Annotated in this window: 17 protein-coding genes; 8 read left to right on the forward strand and 9 right to left on the reverse strand. The window is 51.9% G+C overall.

Annotation, left to right across the window (positions count from 1 at the left end):
• Positions 1-31: 31 nt before the first annotated feature.
• The gene (locus AACZ19_RS15955; protein ID WP_339635481.1) at positions 32-982 is read right to left on the reverse strand and encodes an ABC transporter permease; all 951 of its coding nucleotides are present in this window, start codon (positions 980-982) and stop codon (positions 32-34) included.
• A gap of 208 nt (positions 983-1,190) precedes the next feature.
• Here AACZ19_RS15955 and AACZ19_RS15960 point away from each other — a divergent pair, with 208 nt between their 5' ends.
• Both AACZ19_RS15960 and AACZ19_RS15965 read left to right on the forward strand, forming a co-directional pair.
• Positions 1,191-1,805 carry an SCO family protein gene (locus tag AACZ19_RS15960; protein ID WP_339635482.1) on the forward strand — a complete coding sequence of 205 codons (615 nt, stop codon included), beginning with the start codon at positions 1,191-1,193 and terminating at the stop codon, positions 1,803-1,805.
• 18 nt (positions 1,806-1,823) lie between these two features.
• Positions 1,824-2,309, forward strand: coding sequence for a copper chaperone PCu(A)C (locus tag AACZ19_RS15965; RefSeq protein ID WP_339635483.1), 486 nt, complete (start codon positions 1,824-1,826; stop codon positions 2,307-2,309).
• Between the two features lie 56 nt (positions 2,310-2,365).
• On the opposite strand, the gene AACZ19_RS15970 is transcribed toward AACZ19_RS15965, so the two are convergent.
• Positions 2,366-3,196, reverse strand: a complete 831-nt coding sequence (locus AACZ19_RS15970) for a MaoC family dehydratase N-terminal domain-containing protein (RefSeq protein WP_339635484.1) — start codon at positions 3,194-3,196, stop codon at positions 2,366-2,368.
• 92 nt (positions 3,197-3,288) lie between these two features.
• Here AACZ19_RS15970 and AACZ19_RS15975 point away from each other — a divergent pair, with 92 nt between their 5' ends.
• Complete coding sequence (locus AACZ19_RS15975; RefSeq protein WP_339635485.1) at positions 3,289-4,245, forward strand: CHAD domain-containing protein; 957 nt, start codon at positions 3,289-3,291, stop codon at positions 4,243-4,245.
• On the opposite strand, the gene AACZ19_RS15980 is transcribed toward AACZ19_RS15975, so the two are convergent.
• The 4 genes from AACZ19_RS15980 to AACZ19_RS15995 form a co-directional block, all read right to left on the reverse strand.
• Entirely contained in the window at positions 4,242-5,054 is an 813-nt protein-coding gene (locus AACZ19_RS15980; protein WP_339635486.1) for a sterol desaturase family protein, read from the reverse strand. The genes AACZ19_RS15975 and AACZ19_RS15980 overlap by 4 nt on opposite strands.
• A 129-nt stretch (positions 5,055-5,183) precedes the next feature.
• Positions 5,184-5,729, reverse strand: coding sequence for an NAD(P)-binding domain-containing protein (locus tag AACZ19_RS15985; protein ID WP_339635487.1), 546 nt, complete (start codon positions 5,727-5,729; stop codon positions 5,184-5,186).
• A gap of 72 nt (positions 5,730-5,801) precedes the next feature.
• Positions 5,802-6,212, reverse strand: a complete 411-nt coding sequence (locus AACZ19_RS15990) for a tellurite resistance TerB family protein (protein ID WP_339635488.1) — start codon at positions 6,210-6,212, stop codon at positions 5,802-5,804.
• 52 nt (positions 6,213-6,264) lie between these two features.
• The gene (locus tag AACZ19_RS15995) at positions 6,265-9,048 is read right to left on the reverse strand and encodes an ATP-dependent DNA helicase (RefSeq protein WP_339635489.1); all 2,784 of its coding nucleotides are present in this window, start codon (positions 9,046-9,048) and stop codon (positions 6,265-6,267) included.
• Positions 9,049-9,154: 106 nt separating this feature from the next.
• Here AACZ19_RS15995 and AACZ19_RS16000 point away from each other — a divergent pair, with 106 nt between their 5' ends.
• Positions 9,155-10,756 (forward strand): lysine--tRNA ligase, encoded by a 1,602-nt coding sequence (locus AACZ19_RS16000; protein WP_339635490.1) that lies wholly within the window; start codon positions 9,155-9,157, stop codon positions 10,754-10,756.
• A gap of 4 nt (positions 10,757-10,760) precedes the next feature.
• Here AACZ19_RS16000 and AACZ19_RS16005 read toward each other — a convergent pair whose 3' ends face one another.
• Entirely contained in the window at positions 10,761-11,606 is an 846-nt protein-coding gene (locus tag AACZ19_RS16005) for a branched-chain amino acid aminotransferase (protein WP_339635491.1), read from the reverse strand.
• 165 nt (positions 11,607-11,771) lie between these two features.
• Here AACZ19_RS16005 and AACZ19_RS16010 point away from each other — a divergent pair, with 165 nt between their 5' ends.
• Both AACZ19_RS16010 and AACZ19_RS16015 read left to right on the forward strand, forming a co-directional pair.
• Entirely contained in the window at positions 11,772-12,113 is a 342-nt protein-coding gene (locus AACZ19_RS16010; RefSeq protein WP_339635493.1) for a DUF952 domain-containing protein, read from the forward strand.
• A gap of 4 nt (positions 12,114-12,117) precedes the next feature.
• A complete protein-coding gene (locus AACZ19_RS16015; protein WP_339635494.1) occupies positions 12,118-13,185 on the forward strand; it encodes a quinone-dependent dihydroorotate dehydrogenase in 1,068 nt (355 codons plus the stop codon).
• Position 13,186: 1 nt separating this feature from the next.
• Here AACZ19_RS16015 and AACZ19_RS16020 read toward each other — a convergent pair whose 3' ends face one another.
• A complete protein-coding gene (locus AACZ19_RS16020; protein WP_339635495.1) occupies positions 13,187-13,735 on the reverse strand; it encodes a cupin domain-containing protein in 549 nt (182 codons plus the stop codon).
• 161 nt (positions 13,736-13,896) lie between these two features.
• On the opposite strand from AACZ19_RS16020, the gene AACZ19_RS16025 reads away from it, so the two are divergent.
• Both AACZ19_RS16025 and AACZ19_RS16030 read left to right on the forward strand, forming a co-directional pair.
• The gene (locus tag AACZ19_RS16025; RefSeq protein WP_339635496.1) at positions 13,897-15,225 is read left to right on the forward strand and encodes an aspartate aminotransferase family protein; all 1,329 of its coding nucleotides are present in this window, start codon (positions 13,897-13,899) and stop codon (positions 15,223-15,225) included.
• A 206-nt stretch (positions 15,226-15,431) separates the two neighbouring features.
• Positions 15,432-16,457, forward strand: coding sequence for a Fe(3+) ABC transporter substrate-binding protein (locus AACZ19_RS16030; protein ID WP_339635497.1), 1,026 nt, complete (start codon positions 15,432-15,434; stop codon positions 16,455-16,457).
• A gap of 57 nt (positions 16,458-16,514) precedes the next feature.
• On the opposite strand, the gene AACZ19_RS16035 is transcribed toward AACZ19_RS16030, so the two are convergent.
• On the reverse strand, positions 16,515-17,453 hold the full coding sequence (locus AACZ19_RS16035; RefSeq protein ID WP_339635498.1) for an alpha/beta hydrolase: 939 nt from the start codon (positions 17,451-17,453) through the stop codon (positions 16,515-16,517).
• Between the last annotated feature and the right edge of the window lies 1 nt (position 17,454).

The raw sequence follows: 17,454 nt of genomic DNA on the forward strand, positions 1-17,454 counted from the left end.
CGGCTGAGAAAGGAAAGAGAGCGCTTATCACTCATATGTCATGCGCTTTCAGGCGCGGGTCAATAACGGCATAGAGAATGTCGATAAGGAAGTTCACCATGATGACCATCGTGGCCAGCAACAGGACGACATTTTCAACGACAATTGTATCGCGGTTGTTGATTGCCTTGAGGACAAGCGAACCAAGTCCCGGAATATGAAAGACGTTTTCCACGACAACGGTGCCGGTCAAAAGGGCGGCGAACTGAATACCCGTGACGGTCAAAACAGGAATTAGGGCGTTGCGCAAAACATGCCGCCAGAGCGTCGCGCGTTGGCTCAATCCCTTCGCACGGGCCGTTCGAACATAGTCTTCACGGAATACCTCCAACACGGAGGAACGTGTAATTCGCGCGAGAATGGCGCCGACTACGGTTGCCAGTGCCAATGACGGTAGCAATAGCGCCGTAAGACATTTCAGTATTCCTTCGTCCCATCCAGGAAAGCCGCCGGCAGGCAGCCATCTAAGCTCTATGGCGAAGAGGATAATGAGCAAAATGGCCAGCCAGAAGTTCGGGATGGAGATACCGAGCTGACTTATGCCCATCAGAGTGACATCGCCTGCCTTGTTATGGTTTGCCGCCGCATAAAGCCCGATGACCAGCGCGAGGATAATGCTCAGTGTGATGGACATGATGGCGAGAGGCAGGGTGATAAGAAGCGCGCCTTTTACAAGTTCCCAAACAGGAACCTTATAGGCGTAACTGTTTCCCAGCTCGCCCTGCATCAATCCGGCAATCCAGCTTATATAGCGTTCGAGCGGCGGGCGGTCGAGGCCAAGCTCCTTTGTGAGCGTCTGGACAGCAGATTCCGATGCATCGACGCCAAGAATCACCAATGCGGGGTCTCCTGGCAGGATTTCCATGACAAGAAAGATAACCATCGATGCGCCGATCAGGGTCGCTATCAGGGTCAGGACTCGCTTGGCAATAAAAACGCTCATATTTTTCCGTGAGGTCGATCCGTTGGCATAGGATTGGCGGATGAAAATTTTAACCAATAAACAGCGTATCCGCAGATGAATAAACGGTCAATCTCCCATGCGGTGGAATGCCGCAGTCGGGTATTTATCCTTGTTATTCTGATATTGCTGACTTAAGCATGACAATCATTCCGAAGTACCGGCTCTGAAGGACCACGGATAAATTGAAATGAACAAGCTGTTTCCCTTGCTGATCGCGTTTTTCCTTATTATCAGTGCTGTCGTCATCGGCCTCTGGTTTACGGGCGGGTTGACGGGCCTTGGTCAGGATAAGGGCCAGTCATCGTCTATTCTTGTCGGCGCGCCGCAAATTGGCGGATCCTTCTCGCTTGTGAATCACAAAGGGGAACGGGTGACAGATGAAGACTACAGGGGAAAACTGCTCCTTATCTTTTTCGGCTTCGTCAATTGCCCCGATGTCTGTCCGACGGAAATGCAAACCATCTCTCTTGCCATGGAAGAGCTTGGCGAGCAGGCGAGTGAAGTCACGCCCCTATTTATAACGGTTGATCCTGAGCGCGACACCCCACAGGCAATGTCGGATTTTGTCGCGGCCTTTCATCCATCCCTTGTTGGACTGACGGGCAGCGAGGAAGAGATCGCAGATGTTAAAAAGAAATACCGTGTTTACGGCCAGAAGCAGGAAGGTGGAGATCCGGACTATTATCTTGTCGACCACACCTCATTCACCTATTTGATGGGAAAAGACGGCGACCTGATTACGGTATTCTCTTTTGGCGTCCCCTCAGAGGAAATTGCTGCAAAGATACGTGAACAATTATAGTTCTGAGAGGAAAAGTTGATGAAATATGTAAAGGCATTGCCTCTTGTGCTACTGGCCATCGTGATGGTCCTGAATGCGGAATCTGATAGATTCATTTCCCATGCGACGGAAGTCAACGGGATGGAGGTTATGGAACCCTGGGCCCGGGAGCGGCCAGCGAACGCCATGATGGGCGGAGCATTCCTTACCTTGAAAAACTTTGAAGGCAAGGTCGATCGCCTTGTATCGGCATCAAGCCCTGTTGCTGATAAAGTCGAGATTCATAACAGCGTTATGAAGGACGGCGTGATGAGTATGATGCGTATTGAGGAACTGGTCATTGAACCAGGAGAGACCGTCATGCTGAAACCCGGCGGATTTCATGTCATGCTGATGGGACTGAAGAAGCCGCTGACCAAGGGAACGGAGTTTCCCCTGACACTGAATTTTGCGCGGGCAGGTGACGTTACTGTGACCGTTCACGTAAAAGATGCCGGTGAAATGGGCATGCATAAGCATGAGTGACTATCGCTAATCGATCCTGAATTGATGAAAGGGGCTGCAAATGCAGCCCCTTATTCTTAGAACTCGGCGGTTGCTTTAACAGCAAGCTCGCCATTCGGCCCCCTTACCCAAACCTGACATTTGTCTTCAGACTCCTTCTTTCCGCTTAAGGTGAAGGGGGCTATATCGAAGATCGGATTGAAATTCCGGAAGCTGAATTTTTTGAGGGGGCGGCCATCCATTTTCTTGATAGCCAGCTGCATCAAAAAGGTTCCGAGGAGCGGACCATGGACAACCAGGCCAGGGTATCCCTCTTCATTGAGGCAGTAGTCCCGATCATAATGAATTCGGTGTCCGTTGAAGGTCAGTGCGGAGTAGCGGAACAGTAACACCGGATCGGGCGTAATTGAGGCATCCCATTCGCCATCCGTTGGTGCAGCCTGAGGCTCTTTCTGAATTTTGTTTGATCCGCCTGCAGCCTCCCGGTAGACGATATCGTGCTCTTCCGTCAGGCAAAGCCCGGCCTCATTCCGGATTTGATGCTCTACGGTTACAAAGATAAGTTCACCGGTCCGCCCTGTCTTAGAGGTTACGCTTTTGATCGTAGAGGTTTTTTCTGCCAAATCTCCGGCCCGTAGCGGTGCGTGGAACGCGAGCCGTCCGCCTGCCCACATCCGTCGCGGCAGTTCCACTGGCGGTAGAAATTCACCTTTCATGCCATGACCATCCTTGTCGATATGGGATTGCCTGTCTGTTGGAAGAAAATACATCCAGTGTCCGCCAGACGGCACGATATCAGATGCCGGGCCCGGTTCATCCATAAGAGCCGCGAAGCCATTCAGCGACTGCTGATGAATGATTTCATTGCCGGATATCTGATTGCCGACCCACTCCTGCAGGTTTTTCATAAGTTTTTTCTCATTGTTGCTTTTCCTGTATCGATTTGAATAGCATATGTGCATTATTGCGCCGGGTAAATATTTCAAACCAGAGAGCCGACATGCCAGCTAAATCAAAAGTATTTAAACTTTCTGATATCGAGTTAAAGGGAAGTATGGATGTTGAGGAAGCGGCAAAGGCAATATTCCTGGGATGTGCGCATCACTTGAAAGAAAATTTCCGCCAGTTCAAGGAAGAGGGAGATCCGCTGGCATTGATGCAGATACGGATCGGGGTACGCCGAATGCGAGTTGCACTTTATGTTTTCCGGACGATCATTCCCAAAGAAGTACGCGTTAATTTCAATCGGGAATATCGCTATTTCGGAAACCTCCTCGGCGATGCTAGAAATATGGATGTGTTTCTGGACGGGACGCTTCGGCCGGATATCAAAACCAAGGACTTCAAAACCGTGTCGAAAGAACTTTTACGGCTCGGGGAGGAAACGCGCGCGGAAGAATATGATATTATCATTCATGAAATTTCCGGGGGCCATTTCGAGCGTTTGTCAAAATCATTTGATAAATGGCTTAGTGGAAACTGGTCGGCCAAACTTGGCCGGACGGCCCGCAAGGTCATGGTGGGGCCCATTGCTCCCTTTGCTCTCTCCGCAATTGAGGAAGGAAACATAGACCTTTTAAATCAGGGGGCGGAAGTCGAAAATCTCTCCGCCAGCGAACTTCACGACCTCAGGAAATATATAAAGCGCTCTCGCTATCATTTGCGGTTCTTCTCGGCGCTCTTTCGCAAGGAGAAGATAAACGAAGGCTTCGCTCTGCTGGTGAAGATGCAGGACTATCTGGGGCTTATAAATGACATCAAGGAAGGCATGATCATACTGGGAAGGTTAAGCGCGTCCGTTCGCGCAGATTATTTTGCGGATACCCTCCGTTTCAACGCTCGCCTTTATAAAGATGCCAGCGAAGAGGTTGAGGATAATCTTAAGGAGTTCCTCATACTCTGGCGAGAATACGAGGACTTTGTACTCGACAAGAAAGACCTGAAATCAGCAAACTAAGGCTTTTCACGCTGTCTGAAGGGAAGCGCAAGCATCCAGAATATGTTTTGTTTACGGTCTTTTTGATATTCATCCAGCCCGATCGTCATCTTTTCATGCCCCGCTGACGGCTGCGCCTGATATGTGCGGAAAATATAATCCCACCAGGGCATGTTAAATCCATAATTACAGTTATGTTCGCTGCGGATAACCGAATGATGAACGCGATGCATGTCCGGCGTCACGATAATTTTTCGTGCTATTTTGTCAATCCCTGCGGGAAGGCCGGCATTGGCATGATTGAACATGGCAATCGAGCTTAGAAGGATCTCGAAAATTATGACGGCGACGACTGGTGGTCCAAGGACTAAGACAACGCATAGTTTAAGCAGCATGGAAAAAATTATCTCAACTGGGTGAAAGCGTGCCCCTGTGGATACGTCGTAGTCGACATCGGCATGATGCATCTTGTGAAACCGCCAGAGAAAACCGACGCGGTGAAATATCACATGCTGCCAGTAGATCACCAGATCCTGTATAATAACCGCTATCAGGACCGAAAGGGCAATCGGCAGGTCAATCAGGTTAAGGATGCCCCAACCTTTTTCTGCTGCGAAAGCAGCGACGCCGACGGCGAGAAAAGGGAACAGGAGCCGAAGCAGCAAGGTGTTGAAAAGCGTCACGCCAAAATTATTCAGCCAGCGCCATATGGTTGAAACGCTCGGCGGGCGCTTTGGGGCCAAAGATTGCCAAATTCCCACAACGCCAAGTGTCCCGAGAAAGAAGCTCAGGCGAATTGTCGGCTCATGACTGGCAATATAATCAAGCATCTTCGTTCCACGCTCTTAACTTCCTTCTTTCAAGATAAGAGGCGAGAGAGTGAATAACCAATAAATTCATTTACATGGCGGAAATGTGAAGAGTAGTGATCCGGCAAATTCCGTGCATTCACAAGTTTCTTAAGATGTCGGAACTGCTGCTTGCCCGCACCCAACTTCACCCATATGTTTTATGTCACGGGCGATTTCTTCCAGCAGAGGCCGGGCTCGCTCGAAATCCTCTGAGCGACCACCGGCACGAATGCTGAGGCGCCCGTCAAGCGAGTCCTGCTCACTTCCTAAGGCTGGCGCATCCATCCAGTGGGCACCCTTCTCCTCCACCAGTTTTGCATATCGCCGGGTGGCCTCAGGCGGTGTTTGGCCGAGATCAATAACCAGAGCGCCCTGGTTCAGGTTGGAAAGCAGGCCGTCCTCTCCGTTCAGAAAAGCATCTATGAGAGACTGTTTGGAAAGCATCAGAAAAATGACACCATCTTTCACACGGTCATTTACTTCGCCGGGAGTTTTGTAAAGGTCTACGGCGTCGCGCGCCATCTTGTAACGCAACGCGGGCGATCGGCTAGTTGCATGCACGTTGGCGCCGCATGCTTTCAAACGGCGTAGCACGGGCCGTCCTACTTCCCCGAGGCCCAAAAACCCGACTGATACCCCTGTTAAACTTCCCATAAATTAGCTCCCTCTTTTTTAGTTAAAGGAGATTATTATAGGTTGTTTGGTTTTTGGCAAATATTTGTTGGGTTAGGGGCGTGCGTATCGAACGGCAGAGCCACGCTCGATCGCGGCGGCAGTCAGGCGATCAACATCCAGGCCATGGCGCAGCATTTCGAGCATCCGAAGCTCTTCCTGGCTGAGTTGACCGTCAGAAACAGCAACATCACATGCCAATGCGTAGGCCGTATCATATATCTTTTTCGGCAGGACGGCCCGGATTTTCCGAATGATTTCATCCAGCTTTTGCTCACCATTCAGCATGTCAACGCAAGTTGCAGCATCATCCGGAAGGTGCTCTTCTTCATAATCGGCGAATACGGGCAAGGTACGGACAATCTCGCCAATGGTAAACAGCTCCCGGTCCGTCATTTCGCGGTCTGCCGCAGATACAATAACCATGGTCGAAATTAGGGCGGTATGCAGGTTGAGGGTCGTCATACTTACAGTATCTCCGATCTTGATTTAAACTGTTACTTTCAGGATATGAGGTTCAATCCCGATTATCCAATGATATTTTTCTTAATGCTTGTTCTTTTTCAGCAATGAAGTTGCGTGTCAGAGAAATAGCATCTTTCAGGCCGAGACGGTGAATTTCGACTTCTGGCGGAAAGGTGGACGCGAGACGCGATGGCATCATGCTGTCCAGCATGACGAAAACACCGAAGTCATCTTCCCGCCTGAGCAACCGGCCATAAGCCTGCTTGAGCTTCAATCGGGTCAGCTTGTCGTCGTACTTACTGCCGCCAAATGCTTTTTTCCGGGCTTTATGTTTGATATCCGGTCGAGGCCAGGGGATGCGATCAAAAACAAGCAGGCGGAGGGCGCGGCCCGGAACATCCACACCATCCCGTACGGCATCAGTGCCCAACAGTATCGAGTTTTCTTCCTCGCGGAATATATCAACCAGGGTGGAGGTATCCAGCGCGTCCTGATGCTGCGCATAGAGGTCATATCCCGCTGCTGCGAGAGGCTTTCTGATATTCTCATGCACAGCGCGCAGGCGCCATATGGCTGTAAACAGCCCCAGAGCGCCGCCGCCGCTTGCCAGGAACAACTCTCGATATGCGGCGGACACCTCTTTCATATGATCACGCCGCACATCCGTGACGACAATCACCCGTGTCTGCCGGGCAAAATCAAAAGGGGAGGCGAGATGTGCGCGCTTGGGGGGTAGCACCAGATGGTGCGCGCCGGTTCGCATATCGGCTGCCTGCCAGCTTTCTTCTTCCTCAAAGCTGTCGCGCAGTGTCGCCGAGGTGATGACGGCACCATGAGCCGGCTTCAATATAGCCTCCGCGAACGGACCGGTAGGATCGATATAGCTGCGGTAATAACCTAGATCCAGTTCTCGTCCGGTAACGCGCTCAATCGCAAACCAGTCCACGAACCCATCGGGTGTTTGAGCGGTGATATTTTTCAGCATGGCGCGCCAGGGTGTAATCGAAAGAGCTGCGCGCCGCGAAATACCCTGCACGGCGGCTTCGATACGCTGTCGGGTGGCTGTATCAAGCTCTTCCGCCTCTTCATCGAGTTTGGATATTAGTAGCTTGGCAAGCTTCGTCATCGGCGTGGCAAGCGCCGAGAGCGCTTTTTCAAGCTTCGAGGCGGCATCCTCGAGCTCAGTCGAAATCTCTCCTACTGTGCATTCGACGGAATAGGCGCTGTCCGGTTGACCACAACGTGCGAACACCTGTCCACGAATGTGGGTCAGGAATTCTTCCATCGGACCGCTTGGCGTTTGCTCCCGGACTCTGGCAAGCCAGCCATCACCGGGGAGCTTGCGCGCGGCACGGATAGCCTTTTGAAGGGCATCAAGTCCCGCTTCATCATCGCCAAGCAAATCCGATATTCGGTTTTCCAGACCTCGCATCCGACTTTTACGGCCGATATCGCTTCCTGCGATCCATCGTCTGAGTTCGGCGGTCTCCAGCCCCGTTAGATGGGCGGCAAATGCGCTGTCAGCCGCATCAAACAAATGATGTCCTTCGTCGAAAACATAGCGTTTCGGCAAATAGGGATCATCCGGGCGCGTGGCGCCATTGATCATGACGAGGGCGTGATTGGCGATCACGATGTCGGCCTTTCTCGCTTTTCGGCCTGATTTCTCAATAAAGCATTTACGGTAATGTGGGCAGGCAGAGAAAATACATTCTCCGCGGCGGTCGGCAAGGCGGGTAATGCGGGACCGACCCTCCAGTTCCAGCAGCCAACTTGGAAAATCGCCGCCAACCATATCCCCGTCTCGGGTTGCCTCAATCCATCTGGCGACCAGGCCAAGGACAATCTGATCCTGCTTTGCGGCCACACCGCCCTGCAGCGCTTCCTCAAAATTTAACAGGCACAGGTAATTCTCGCGCCCCTTGCGAATGACAGCCTTCTCCGCTTTTTCAGCCGGATCGGGATAAAGCCGGTTCAACTCGTCATCAATTTGCCGTTGCAGGTTCTTGGTGAAAGTGGATATCCAGACCGTGGCTCCGTTTTTTTCCGCCCAGACACTGGCGGGGGCGATATAGCCAAGGGTTTTTCCTGTCCCCGTTCCGGCTTCTGCCAGAACAATATTCGGCGCGTCGACCTGGGCACGGGGAAGAAAGGCATGGGAGGTAAGGGCGCTGAAATCCGCCTGCTGTGGCCGTGCTTCCGAGTTGGTTCCAAGCATTTCCTTCAGGCGGTCCCGGGCTTCAAGCTCACTGATCGCAATATCATCAGCGGGTGCTTCCGGCGCGAAATCCGGCCATTCAGCCAGCGTGCGCCAGACGTCTAGCCCGCCAAAACGATCACGTTCTTCCGGGACGCCAAGTGCGGCAAGGACGGAAGGCGCCCAGTTCCATCCGGCCTGTCCCATTGTCATGGCAATCGCAACGGCAGATTTTCTTTTTTCTATATTTAAACTGGTTAAATAATTTAAAATGGAAGATGTGGCGTCGAACAGGAGCAGGGTCTGTTCTTCCGGATCCGTTATGACCGCAAGTCCCAGGGCATGGGCAAGACCTCTTACGGTTGGCAGGCATTGCCGGGCCGGATAGGCGAAGGCATATAGTTCCAGCAGGTCAAAAGCGGGGAAGGGATTTATGCCAAGGCGACGGGCAATGTTCAGCCTGTGAACGAGTAAAGGCGGTTGTTTTTGGACCTGAACGGCGGTTTCCTGAGGGCTTGATTTTGTAATTTCGCCGTCGGTCGTGAGGAAGTACCCACCATCTCCCCCAAGGACGAGCGCAGGGACATCCGGTAGGCGAATTTCTCTGATTATCTCATTATTGTCCGGATTTTCGCTCATTTTTCCCTTCAGCCGCCTGAAATTCGCTTTGCGGTCGTTGACGCAAACCCCTTGTGCGCTTACATTCCGCGCTTTCTAACGAACCATTCTTCCAATGAGGGTTAAAATGTCGCCTGACGCAGAAATTGCACTATCGAGCAACTCCTGGGCATTTGTCGAGGCAAAAAAGCTTGTTGACCGCTATGCGAAAGCTGCGCCGGAAAAAGGCTATGTCCTGTTCGAGACTGGCTACGGGCCGTCAGGCCTTCCGCACATCGGCACTTTCGGGGAGGTTGCCCGCACGACAATGGTCCGTCGTGCCTTTGAGGTGCTGAGCGATATCCCGACTCACCTAATTGCCTTTTCCGACGATATGGACGGTCTTCGCAAGGTCCCTGACAATGTGCCCAATCAGGAGTTATTGCAGGACAATCTGAACAAGCCTCTGACGCAAGTCCCTGACCCGTTCGGAACCCACAACAGTTTTGGAGAGCATAATAATGCTCGTCTTCAGGCGTTCCTTGATCAGTTCGGTTTTGACTATCAGTTTCTCTCTTCAACAGAATGCTATAAGTCTGGCCTGTTTGACGAGAGCCTTCTGCTCGTGCTCAAGAATTATGAAGCCATTATCAACGTGATCCTGCCGACACTCGGGCCGGAACGGAAGGCGACCTATTCTCCTTTCCTTCCCATTTGTCCGCGCACCGGTGCCGTGTTGCAGGTACCGATTATCGCGCGGGACGAGGAAAAGGGGACTGTGACCTATCGGGATCCGGGGACTGCTGAAGAAGTCACCGTTCCTGTCACGGGCGGACACTGCAAGCTGCAATGGAAGGTGGACTGGGCGATGCGCTGGCATGCGCTGGAAGTGGATTATGAAATGGCTGGCAAGGACCTGATCGACAGCGTTACGCTTTCCAGCAAGATCGTCCGCATTATGGGGAAACAACCCCCTGAAGGCTTTAACTACGAGCTTTTTCTCGATCAGGAGGGAAAGAAAATCTCGAAATCCAAGGGAAATGGTATCACGATCGAGGAGTGGCTGAAATATGCATCACCCGAGAGCCTTTCGCTTTACATGTACCAAAATCCGAAGAAGGCAAAGCGGCTCCATTTCGATGTAATCCCGAAAGCAGTGGATGAGTATTTTACCTTCCTCGGTAAATTCCCGGAACAGGACGACAAGCAGCGTTATGCCAATCCGGTTTGGCATATTCATGGCGGGAGGCCGCCAAGCGAGGGGCTGCCGATCACTTTTGGTATCCTTCTCAACCTTGCGGCCGTGGTTAATGCGCATGAGCCGTCCGTGCTTTGGGGCTTTATTACGCGTTATGCGCAGGGCGCGACACCGGAGGCAAACCCGGAACTCGACAAGCTCGTTGGCTATGCGATTTCCTATTATCATGACTTCGTGAAACCCTCGAAGCAGTATCGAATGCCGACGGACAAGGAACGTCGGGCGCTGGAACAGCTGGTAATATTGCTGAAAGAACTCCCGAAAGATGCGGATGCGACGGAAATTCAGAACCGGGTATTCCAGGTTGGGAACGAAAATGACTTTGAAAACCTGAGGGACTGGTTCAAGGCACTGTATGAAACCTTGCTAGGGCAGTCGCAAGGTCCCCGAATGGGCTCCTTTATCGCGCTTTACGGAATTGAGGAAACAATCCAGCTTATCGCGCGGGTGCTCGCGGGGGAGAATCTGGCGGCGGAGCAGCCCGCCGCCTGAATTTCTAGAATAACTGGTTCTCTCGGGAAAACTCCATATACATCTCGCGAAGCTTGATGGCCGTCGGTCCCGGCTGCAGTTCCCGGTCTTCAAGTCGGGTGACAGGCATGACCTTGCCGAAATTCCCGCTATTGAAAATTTCGTCGGCGGTCATGATGTCTTCTTTCGTCATGGCGGTTTCACAAACCTCAATCCCGGCGGCATCTGCCAGTATTTTTACCCGTTCCCGCGTGATCCCCGCAAGAAAGCATCCTGTTGCGGCGGGTGTGAAGGCAACACCGTCTTTAACCGTCCAGATGTTGGACGTTGCGAATTCCGCAACGTTGTCGTTCGCATCCATAAGTATAGCGTTGTCGAATCCTGCTTTGCGCGCTGCGGCAATTGCCCGACCGGAGTTAGGATAGAGACAGGAGGCTTTCGCATCCGTCGGCGCCATATCCCGGGCAGGGCGTCTTTCTTTGGCGAAATGAGCGGAAAAGCCGGTTGCTTCGGGCATCGGGCTGTCATAGACGGCCAGAATAAACTCTGCGCTATCCGGTTCTGGGTCGATGAAGCCGCCGCGTGCGAAATACATGGGCCTGATATACAGCTCGGATTCCTTGGGAAGTTTTTTGACTGCCTGCTTGCACAGCTCGAAAACTTCACCTGTCTCCAATGTCGGATTGTAACCGAGCGCCCGGGCAGAACGCGCCAGCCGCGCGCAATGTTTATCGAGGTCTGGTGCCATTCCCCGAAAAGAACGGGCGCCGTCAAAAACTGTGGAAGCCATCCAGAAGGAATGATCCATAGGTCCCATAACATGCGGGCATTCATCATACCAGTTGCCGTCGTAAAAATAGACACCTGCCATAGCCGGATCATCCTTTCTCAAATTTTCATCTAAAATCTCTATCAGATAAATATTGGCGCAGGCAAGCGCTGGTCAATTGTTTGGAGTCAAATTAAGTTGATTTTTTCTGTCCAAAGAACAGGGCATCCTGTAGATATGCGGCATATCGATAAAGAGACATGACCAATGACGATAATTTACCATATGGCTGTCGCGGATGAGTGGCAGTCGGCCCAAGAAGCCGGAGCTTATTACGGCACTGCGAATGACAAGGAAGATGGATTTATCCATTTTTCGACGGCTGAAACTGTTGTTGAAAGTGCGGCAAAACACAGAGCAGGCGTCGAAAATTTGCTCCTCCTGTCCGTTGAGGCGGAAGCTCTTGGGGGCAAGCTGAAATGGGAACCGGCGCGCGGTGGTGTATTGTTTCCACATCTATACGGACCGCTGGATCCGCTGCTTGTAGAGCGCGCGGTGAGCTTACCGCTAGGACCCGACAACCTCCATATTTTCCCGGAACTGAAATAGAGAAATGCTGCCTCTTTATTCCTTAGCAAGGCCATTACTTTTCTGTCTCGAGGCAGAAAAAGCGCATAACCTCTCTATCCGGGCTTTGAAGAATGGACTGTTGCCACGTATCAGCAATGAATTTGATCCGATTCTCGCTTCCGAGCATTTCGGAATTCGCTTTCCTAACCCCATTGGTCTGGCGGCGGGTTATGACAAGAATGCGGAAGTAATTCCTGCGATTTCGGGCCTTGGCTTTGGATTTGTCGAAGCGGGCAGCATCACTCCGAGGGCTCAACCGGGTAATCCACGACCGCGCATATTCAGGCTCGCAAAGGATGCCGCCATTATCAATCGTCTGGGGTTCAATAACAGGGGACTGGAAGAAGCCGAGCGCAATATTACGGCATTTGCGGAAAAGGCGATTGTTGGCGCTAATCTTGGGGCAAACAAGGATAGTCCAGATCGGATAGATGATTATGTTCGCGGGATGAATAGGCTTGCTCCGCTTGCCAGCTATATTACCGTCAATATCTCGTCGCCGAATACACCGGGCCTTCGGGCTTTGCAGGGAAAAGCAGTGCTGGATGATTTACTTGGCCGTCTTTGTGAGGCACGAAACGCCCTCACAGAAGATGGCGTGAAGCATTTTCCCATTCTGTTGAAAATCGCACCGGACCTGACGGACGATGATAACGCGGATATTGCCGCGTCCGTTCTGGCGATGGAAATTGAAGGCCTTATCATCAGTAACACGACAATTACACGGCCAGCTTCTCTCATCGATACCCAGAAAGCGGAAAATGGCGGATTGAGTGGACGCCCGCTTAGAAAGATTTCCCTTGGCGTTTTAAAGGAAATGTATCAGGCGACGGAGGGCAAAATATTGATCGTCGGAGTCGGGGGCATAGAAACGGCGGCTGATGCGTATGAGAGAATTAGGGCAGGTGCCTCGCTCATCCAGCTTTATTCCGCGATGATTTATCATGGCCCTTATGTCGCGGCAAAGATTGCGCTCGGCCTTGCACAATTGCTGCGTGAGGATGGCTTTGAGAGTATCAATGAGGCCATAGGCGTAGATACGCCGATCTGACTCAAAAACTTGGCGGGGTGCAGGCGGTGACAACCATCGTTTCTTCGTCCCCGATGGCACGGAACCGGTGTGGCCGATGGCTTTCGAAATAATAGGCATCACCAGCACCCAGGACCTTTCTGTCCGCACCGACTGTAACTTCCAGCTTTCCCTTCACCACAACGCCGGCTTCTTCCCCCTGATGAGAGAGCATGTTGCGACCCGTATCTGCCCCCGGCTTATAGACTTCATGCAAAACCTGTAATGCTTTGCCCGACAGGTCACGACCGACCTGTCGATAGGAAATTTTACCTTCGGAGATCTGCGTCAATTCCTTGCTGTCATAGAATATTTTATGCCGCGAGGTGAAATCATTGGCGAAAAAGTCGGATAGGCCAATTGGAAAACCATCGAGTACTTTTTTCAGGGAACCCACTGCCGGGCTTGTCCGGTTTTGTTCTATCATCGAAATAGTTCCATTCGTGACACCGGCCCGTTTGGCAAGCTCACGTTGTGACAATCCGTGTTGCTCTCTTAAGCCCCGGAGTCTGGCACCAAGATCAAAGTCCATGCGTGAGTCCTTTTGGTCGATTCGAAAGAATGTTTAATTTTTTAAACACCAACATCACGATATTAATCGAAAATCGGCAGAAAACAAAGGCTTTCATTTTCGCTTGTGCAAATAAATGATCTACATAAGGTGATATAAATGCAAATTCCGGAGATTTAAATATGCCCGATACAGCCGCCTCAAGCCCGAATAATCTTGATGCCTTTTGGATGCCTTTCACGGCGAACCGGCAGTTCAAGTCAAACCCGCGTATGCTCGTCAGTGCGAAAGGAATGTTTTACCAGAACGCAGAAGGTAAGCAGATTCTGGATGGTACGGCGGGGCTTTGGTGTTGTAACGCCGGGCATGGAGATCTGCGTATCGTGAACGCCGTCAGCCAGCAAATCGGGGAAATGGATTATGCGCCGGCGTTCCAGATGGGCCATCCAAAGATATTTGAATTGGCAGCCCGGGTTACGGGCATGTTTCCAAGCGGCCTGGACCATATGTTCTTTACGAACTCCGGCTCCGAGTCTGTGGACACGGCCCTTAAAATCGCGCTGGCCTATCACCGGGCCCGGGGCGATAGCGCCCGCACTCGCCTCATCGGGCGGGAGAGGGGATATCATGGCACCGGATTTGGTGGCATCTCAGTCGGGGGCATCGTTGCCAACCGGCGTACGTTCGGCACTATGCTGACGGGGGTTGACCATTTACCGCATACACATCTTCCTGAGAAAAATGCGTTCAGCCGGGGCGTGCCGGAACATGGGGCGGAACTCGCGGATGAGCTTGAGCGCATCGTCGCACTTCACGATGCCTCTACAATTGCTGCTGTCATCGTTGAGCCTGTTGCAGGGTCGACCGGTGTTATCCTGCCGCCAAAAGGCTATCTGGAACGGCTCCGGGCGATTTGTGACAAATATGGAATTTTGCTGATTTTTGACGAGGTCATTACCGGTTTCGGGCGTCTTGGAAGTGCCTTTGCGACGGACTTCTTTGGCGTCAAGCCCGACCTTGTGACTCTGGCCAAAGGACTGACGAGCGGGACCATCCCGATGGGCGGAGTAGTATGTTCGAAGGGGATTTATGACGCCTTCATGGATGGGCCGGAGAATATGATTGAGCTATTCCATGGTTATACTTATTCCGGTCATCCGGTCGCCGCGGCCGCGGCCCTTGCGACACTGGATTGCTATAAGGAAGATGCGTTGTTCGAGCGGGCAAATGAGATTGCCCCTTATTGGGAAAACGCCTTGCATTCATTGAATGGCGAGCCTCATGTCATTGACTTGAGAAATCTGGGCCTTATCGGGGCGATTGAACTTGAACCTATCCCCGGCAAGCCAACGGCCCGGGCGTTCGACGCCTTTCTCAAATGTTACGAGAAAGGCCTGATGATCCGGACGACTGGCGATATTATCGCCCTTTCTCCACCCTTGATCGTTGAGAAGAACCATATTGACCAGATTTTCGACACGATTCGGGAAGTATTGAAGGAAGTCGCCTAAAGACATCTAGCCGAACAATAGCTCCATAAGATTGTTGTTCGAAAGCAAGTCAAGTTGGCGGCAGCGGCCAGTCGGGTGCTGCCATTTTGTATATGTCTGCGTTCTTCAATGAAATGAAAATGATAATGACTTGCATACGCAAGATTTTCAGTTTAAAACTCCCCTGAAAGCTGAGAATCGTTTGCATTACTAACTAAGGATCGACTATGCGCCTATCATTTTCTTCTGTGCCGCTGGCAGTTGCGGCATTCGCGACAATCGCCACAGCTACTCCCGCGCTATCTGATGAGGTTAATTTATACTCCTCACGCCAGGAAAGCCTTATCCGCCCCATACTTGACGATTTCGAGAAAGATACCGGAACCAAGGTAAATGTCGTTTTTGCAAAGTCCGGTATGCTGGAACGGTTGAAGTCGGAAGGGGCAAACAGCCCGGCCGACGCGGTCTTGACGGTTGATATAAGCCGTATCGCCGCTCATAAGGAAGCTGGCGTTCTTCAGGCAATCCAATCTGAAACGCTGGAAGAGAATATTCCTGCGCATTTCCGTGACCCGGAAGGAGAGTGGTACGGTCTGTCGGCGCGTAGCAGGATAATTTTTTATTCGAAAGAGCGGGTTAAGCCATCAGAGCTGTCAACCTACGAAGATCTTGCGGATCCGAAATGGAAGGGGCGTATCTGCGTGCGCTCTTCGAGCAACGCCTATAACCAGTCCCTGCTGGCCTCGATCGTCGCGCATGATGGTGCGGAAGCTGCAGAAAAATGGGCGCAAGGAATCAAGGACAACCTCGCGCGTAAACCACAAGGAGGTGATCGCGATCAGATCAAGGCTGTTGCCGCCGGAGAATGTGATATTGCCATTGCAAACACATATTATTTTGGCGGCATGATGAACTCCGACGACCCGGAGCAACTGGCGGCGGCAGACAAAGTTGCTTTGTTCTGGCCAAATCAGGACGGGCGCGGTGCACATGTGAATATCTCAGGTGCCGGCGTTACCAAATCTGCGAAGAACAAGGAAGCGGCGATCAAACTGATCGAGTATCTTTCCGATACCAAGGCTCAGGAATTCTATGCTTCCTCAAACTATGAATTCCCGGTCAAGCCCGGAGTTGAGTTAGATGAAACTGTTGCGAGTTGGGGTGAATTTAAGGCGGATGAAATCGGACTCGACAAGGTGGCGGATGCTCAGGCGGAAGCCGTCAAGATATTCGACCGTGTCGGATGGCGATAAGCCTCAGAATAATGAATTGGAAAAGGGGCTTTCGGGCCTCTTTCTCTGTTAGAGCAATTACTTCGAAAATGCCTCGCGCAGAGCCGCAACGCCTTCATTCACGCAGTCCGTTGCTTTGTCAATGGCGCCGCCAAGGTTAATGAATCCATGTACCATTCCTTCATAATGCGTATGGGTGGCCTGACTCCCTTCATCATTCATGCGGTTGGCATAGGCGATTGCCTCATCCTGCAGTGGATCAAAACCTGCGGTCTGGATAAGGGCAGGCGGCAGCCCTGAAAGGCTGGGCGCCAGCAAAGGAGAGGCCCGCCAATCTTGCTTATCCTCCTTATTCTTCAGATAGTGGCCCTGAAAGTATTCCATTAAGGGGCGGGTCAGGAAATATCCTTCCGCGTATTTTTCGTGGGACGGATGAGACATTTCCATCTGCGTAGCCGGATAAATAAGCCATTGGAACTTGGGTAAGTAGGATTTTTCATCCCGAGCAATCAGTGATACCACGGCCGAAAGGTTACCGCCTGCACTGTCCCCGCCAACGGCTATTTTATCGGCGTCGCCGTTATATTCGCCGATATGGTCTGCCGTCCAGTTAAGCGCGGCGACAGAGTCAACGACGGCGGCCGGGAACGGATGTTCCGGACCCATGCGATAGTCGACAGAGACAACGATAAACGGACCGGAATTTGCAATGAGCCGACACAGGCCATCATGAGTATTCCGGCTGCCGACAACCCAGCCACCGCCATGATAATAGACGAGAACTGGAAGTGACTCCGTCATACCAACCGGATGATAAATTCGGATTGGCACTTCGCCAAGCGGTCCGGGAATATCGAGATCAATAGTTTTCCCGATATCCACGTTTTTGTATGTGAGAGTGAGCGCTCGTTCCTCATACGCTGTCTTGGCTTCTTCCGGCGTGAGTTCATCGAGGGAGGGCAATCCCTTTTCTTCTGCGATATCGAGCACCCATTTTGCCTGTGGATCCAACGTCATT

Origin of the sequence: uncultured Sneathiella sp. (genome assembly GCF_963973085.1) — a bacterium.
Classification (GTDB): Bacteria; Pseudomonadota; Alphaproteobacteria; order Sneathiellales; family Sneathiellaceae; genus Sneathiella.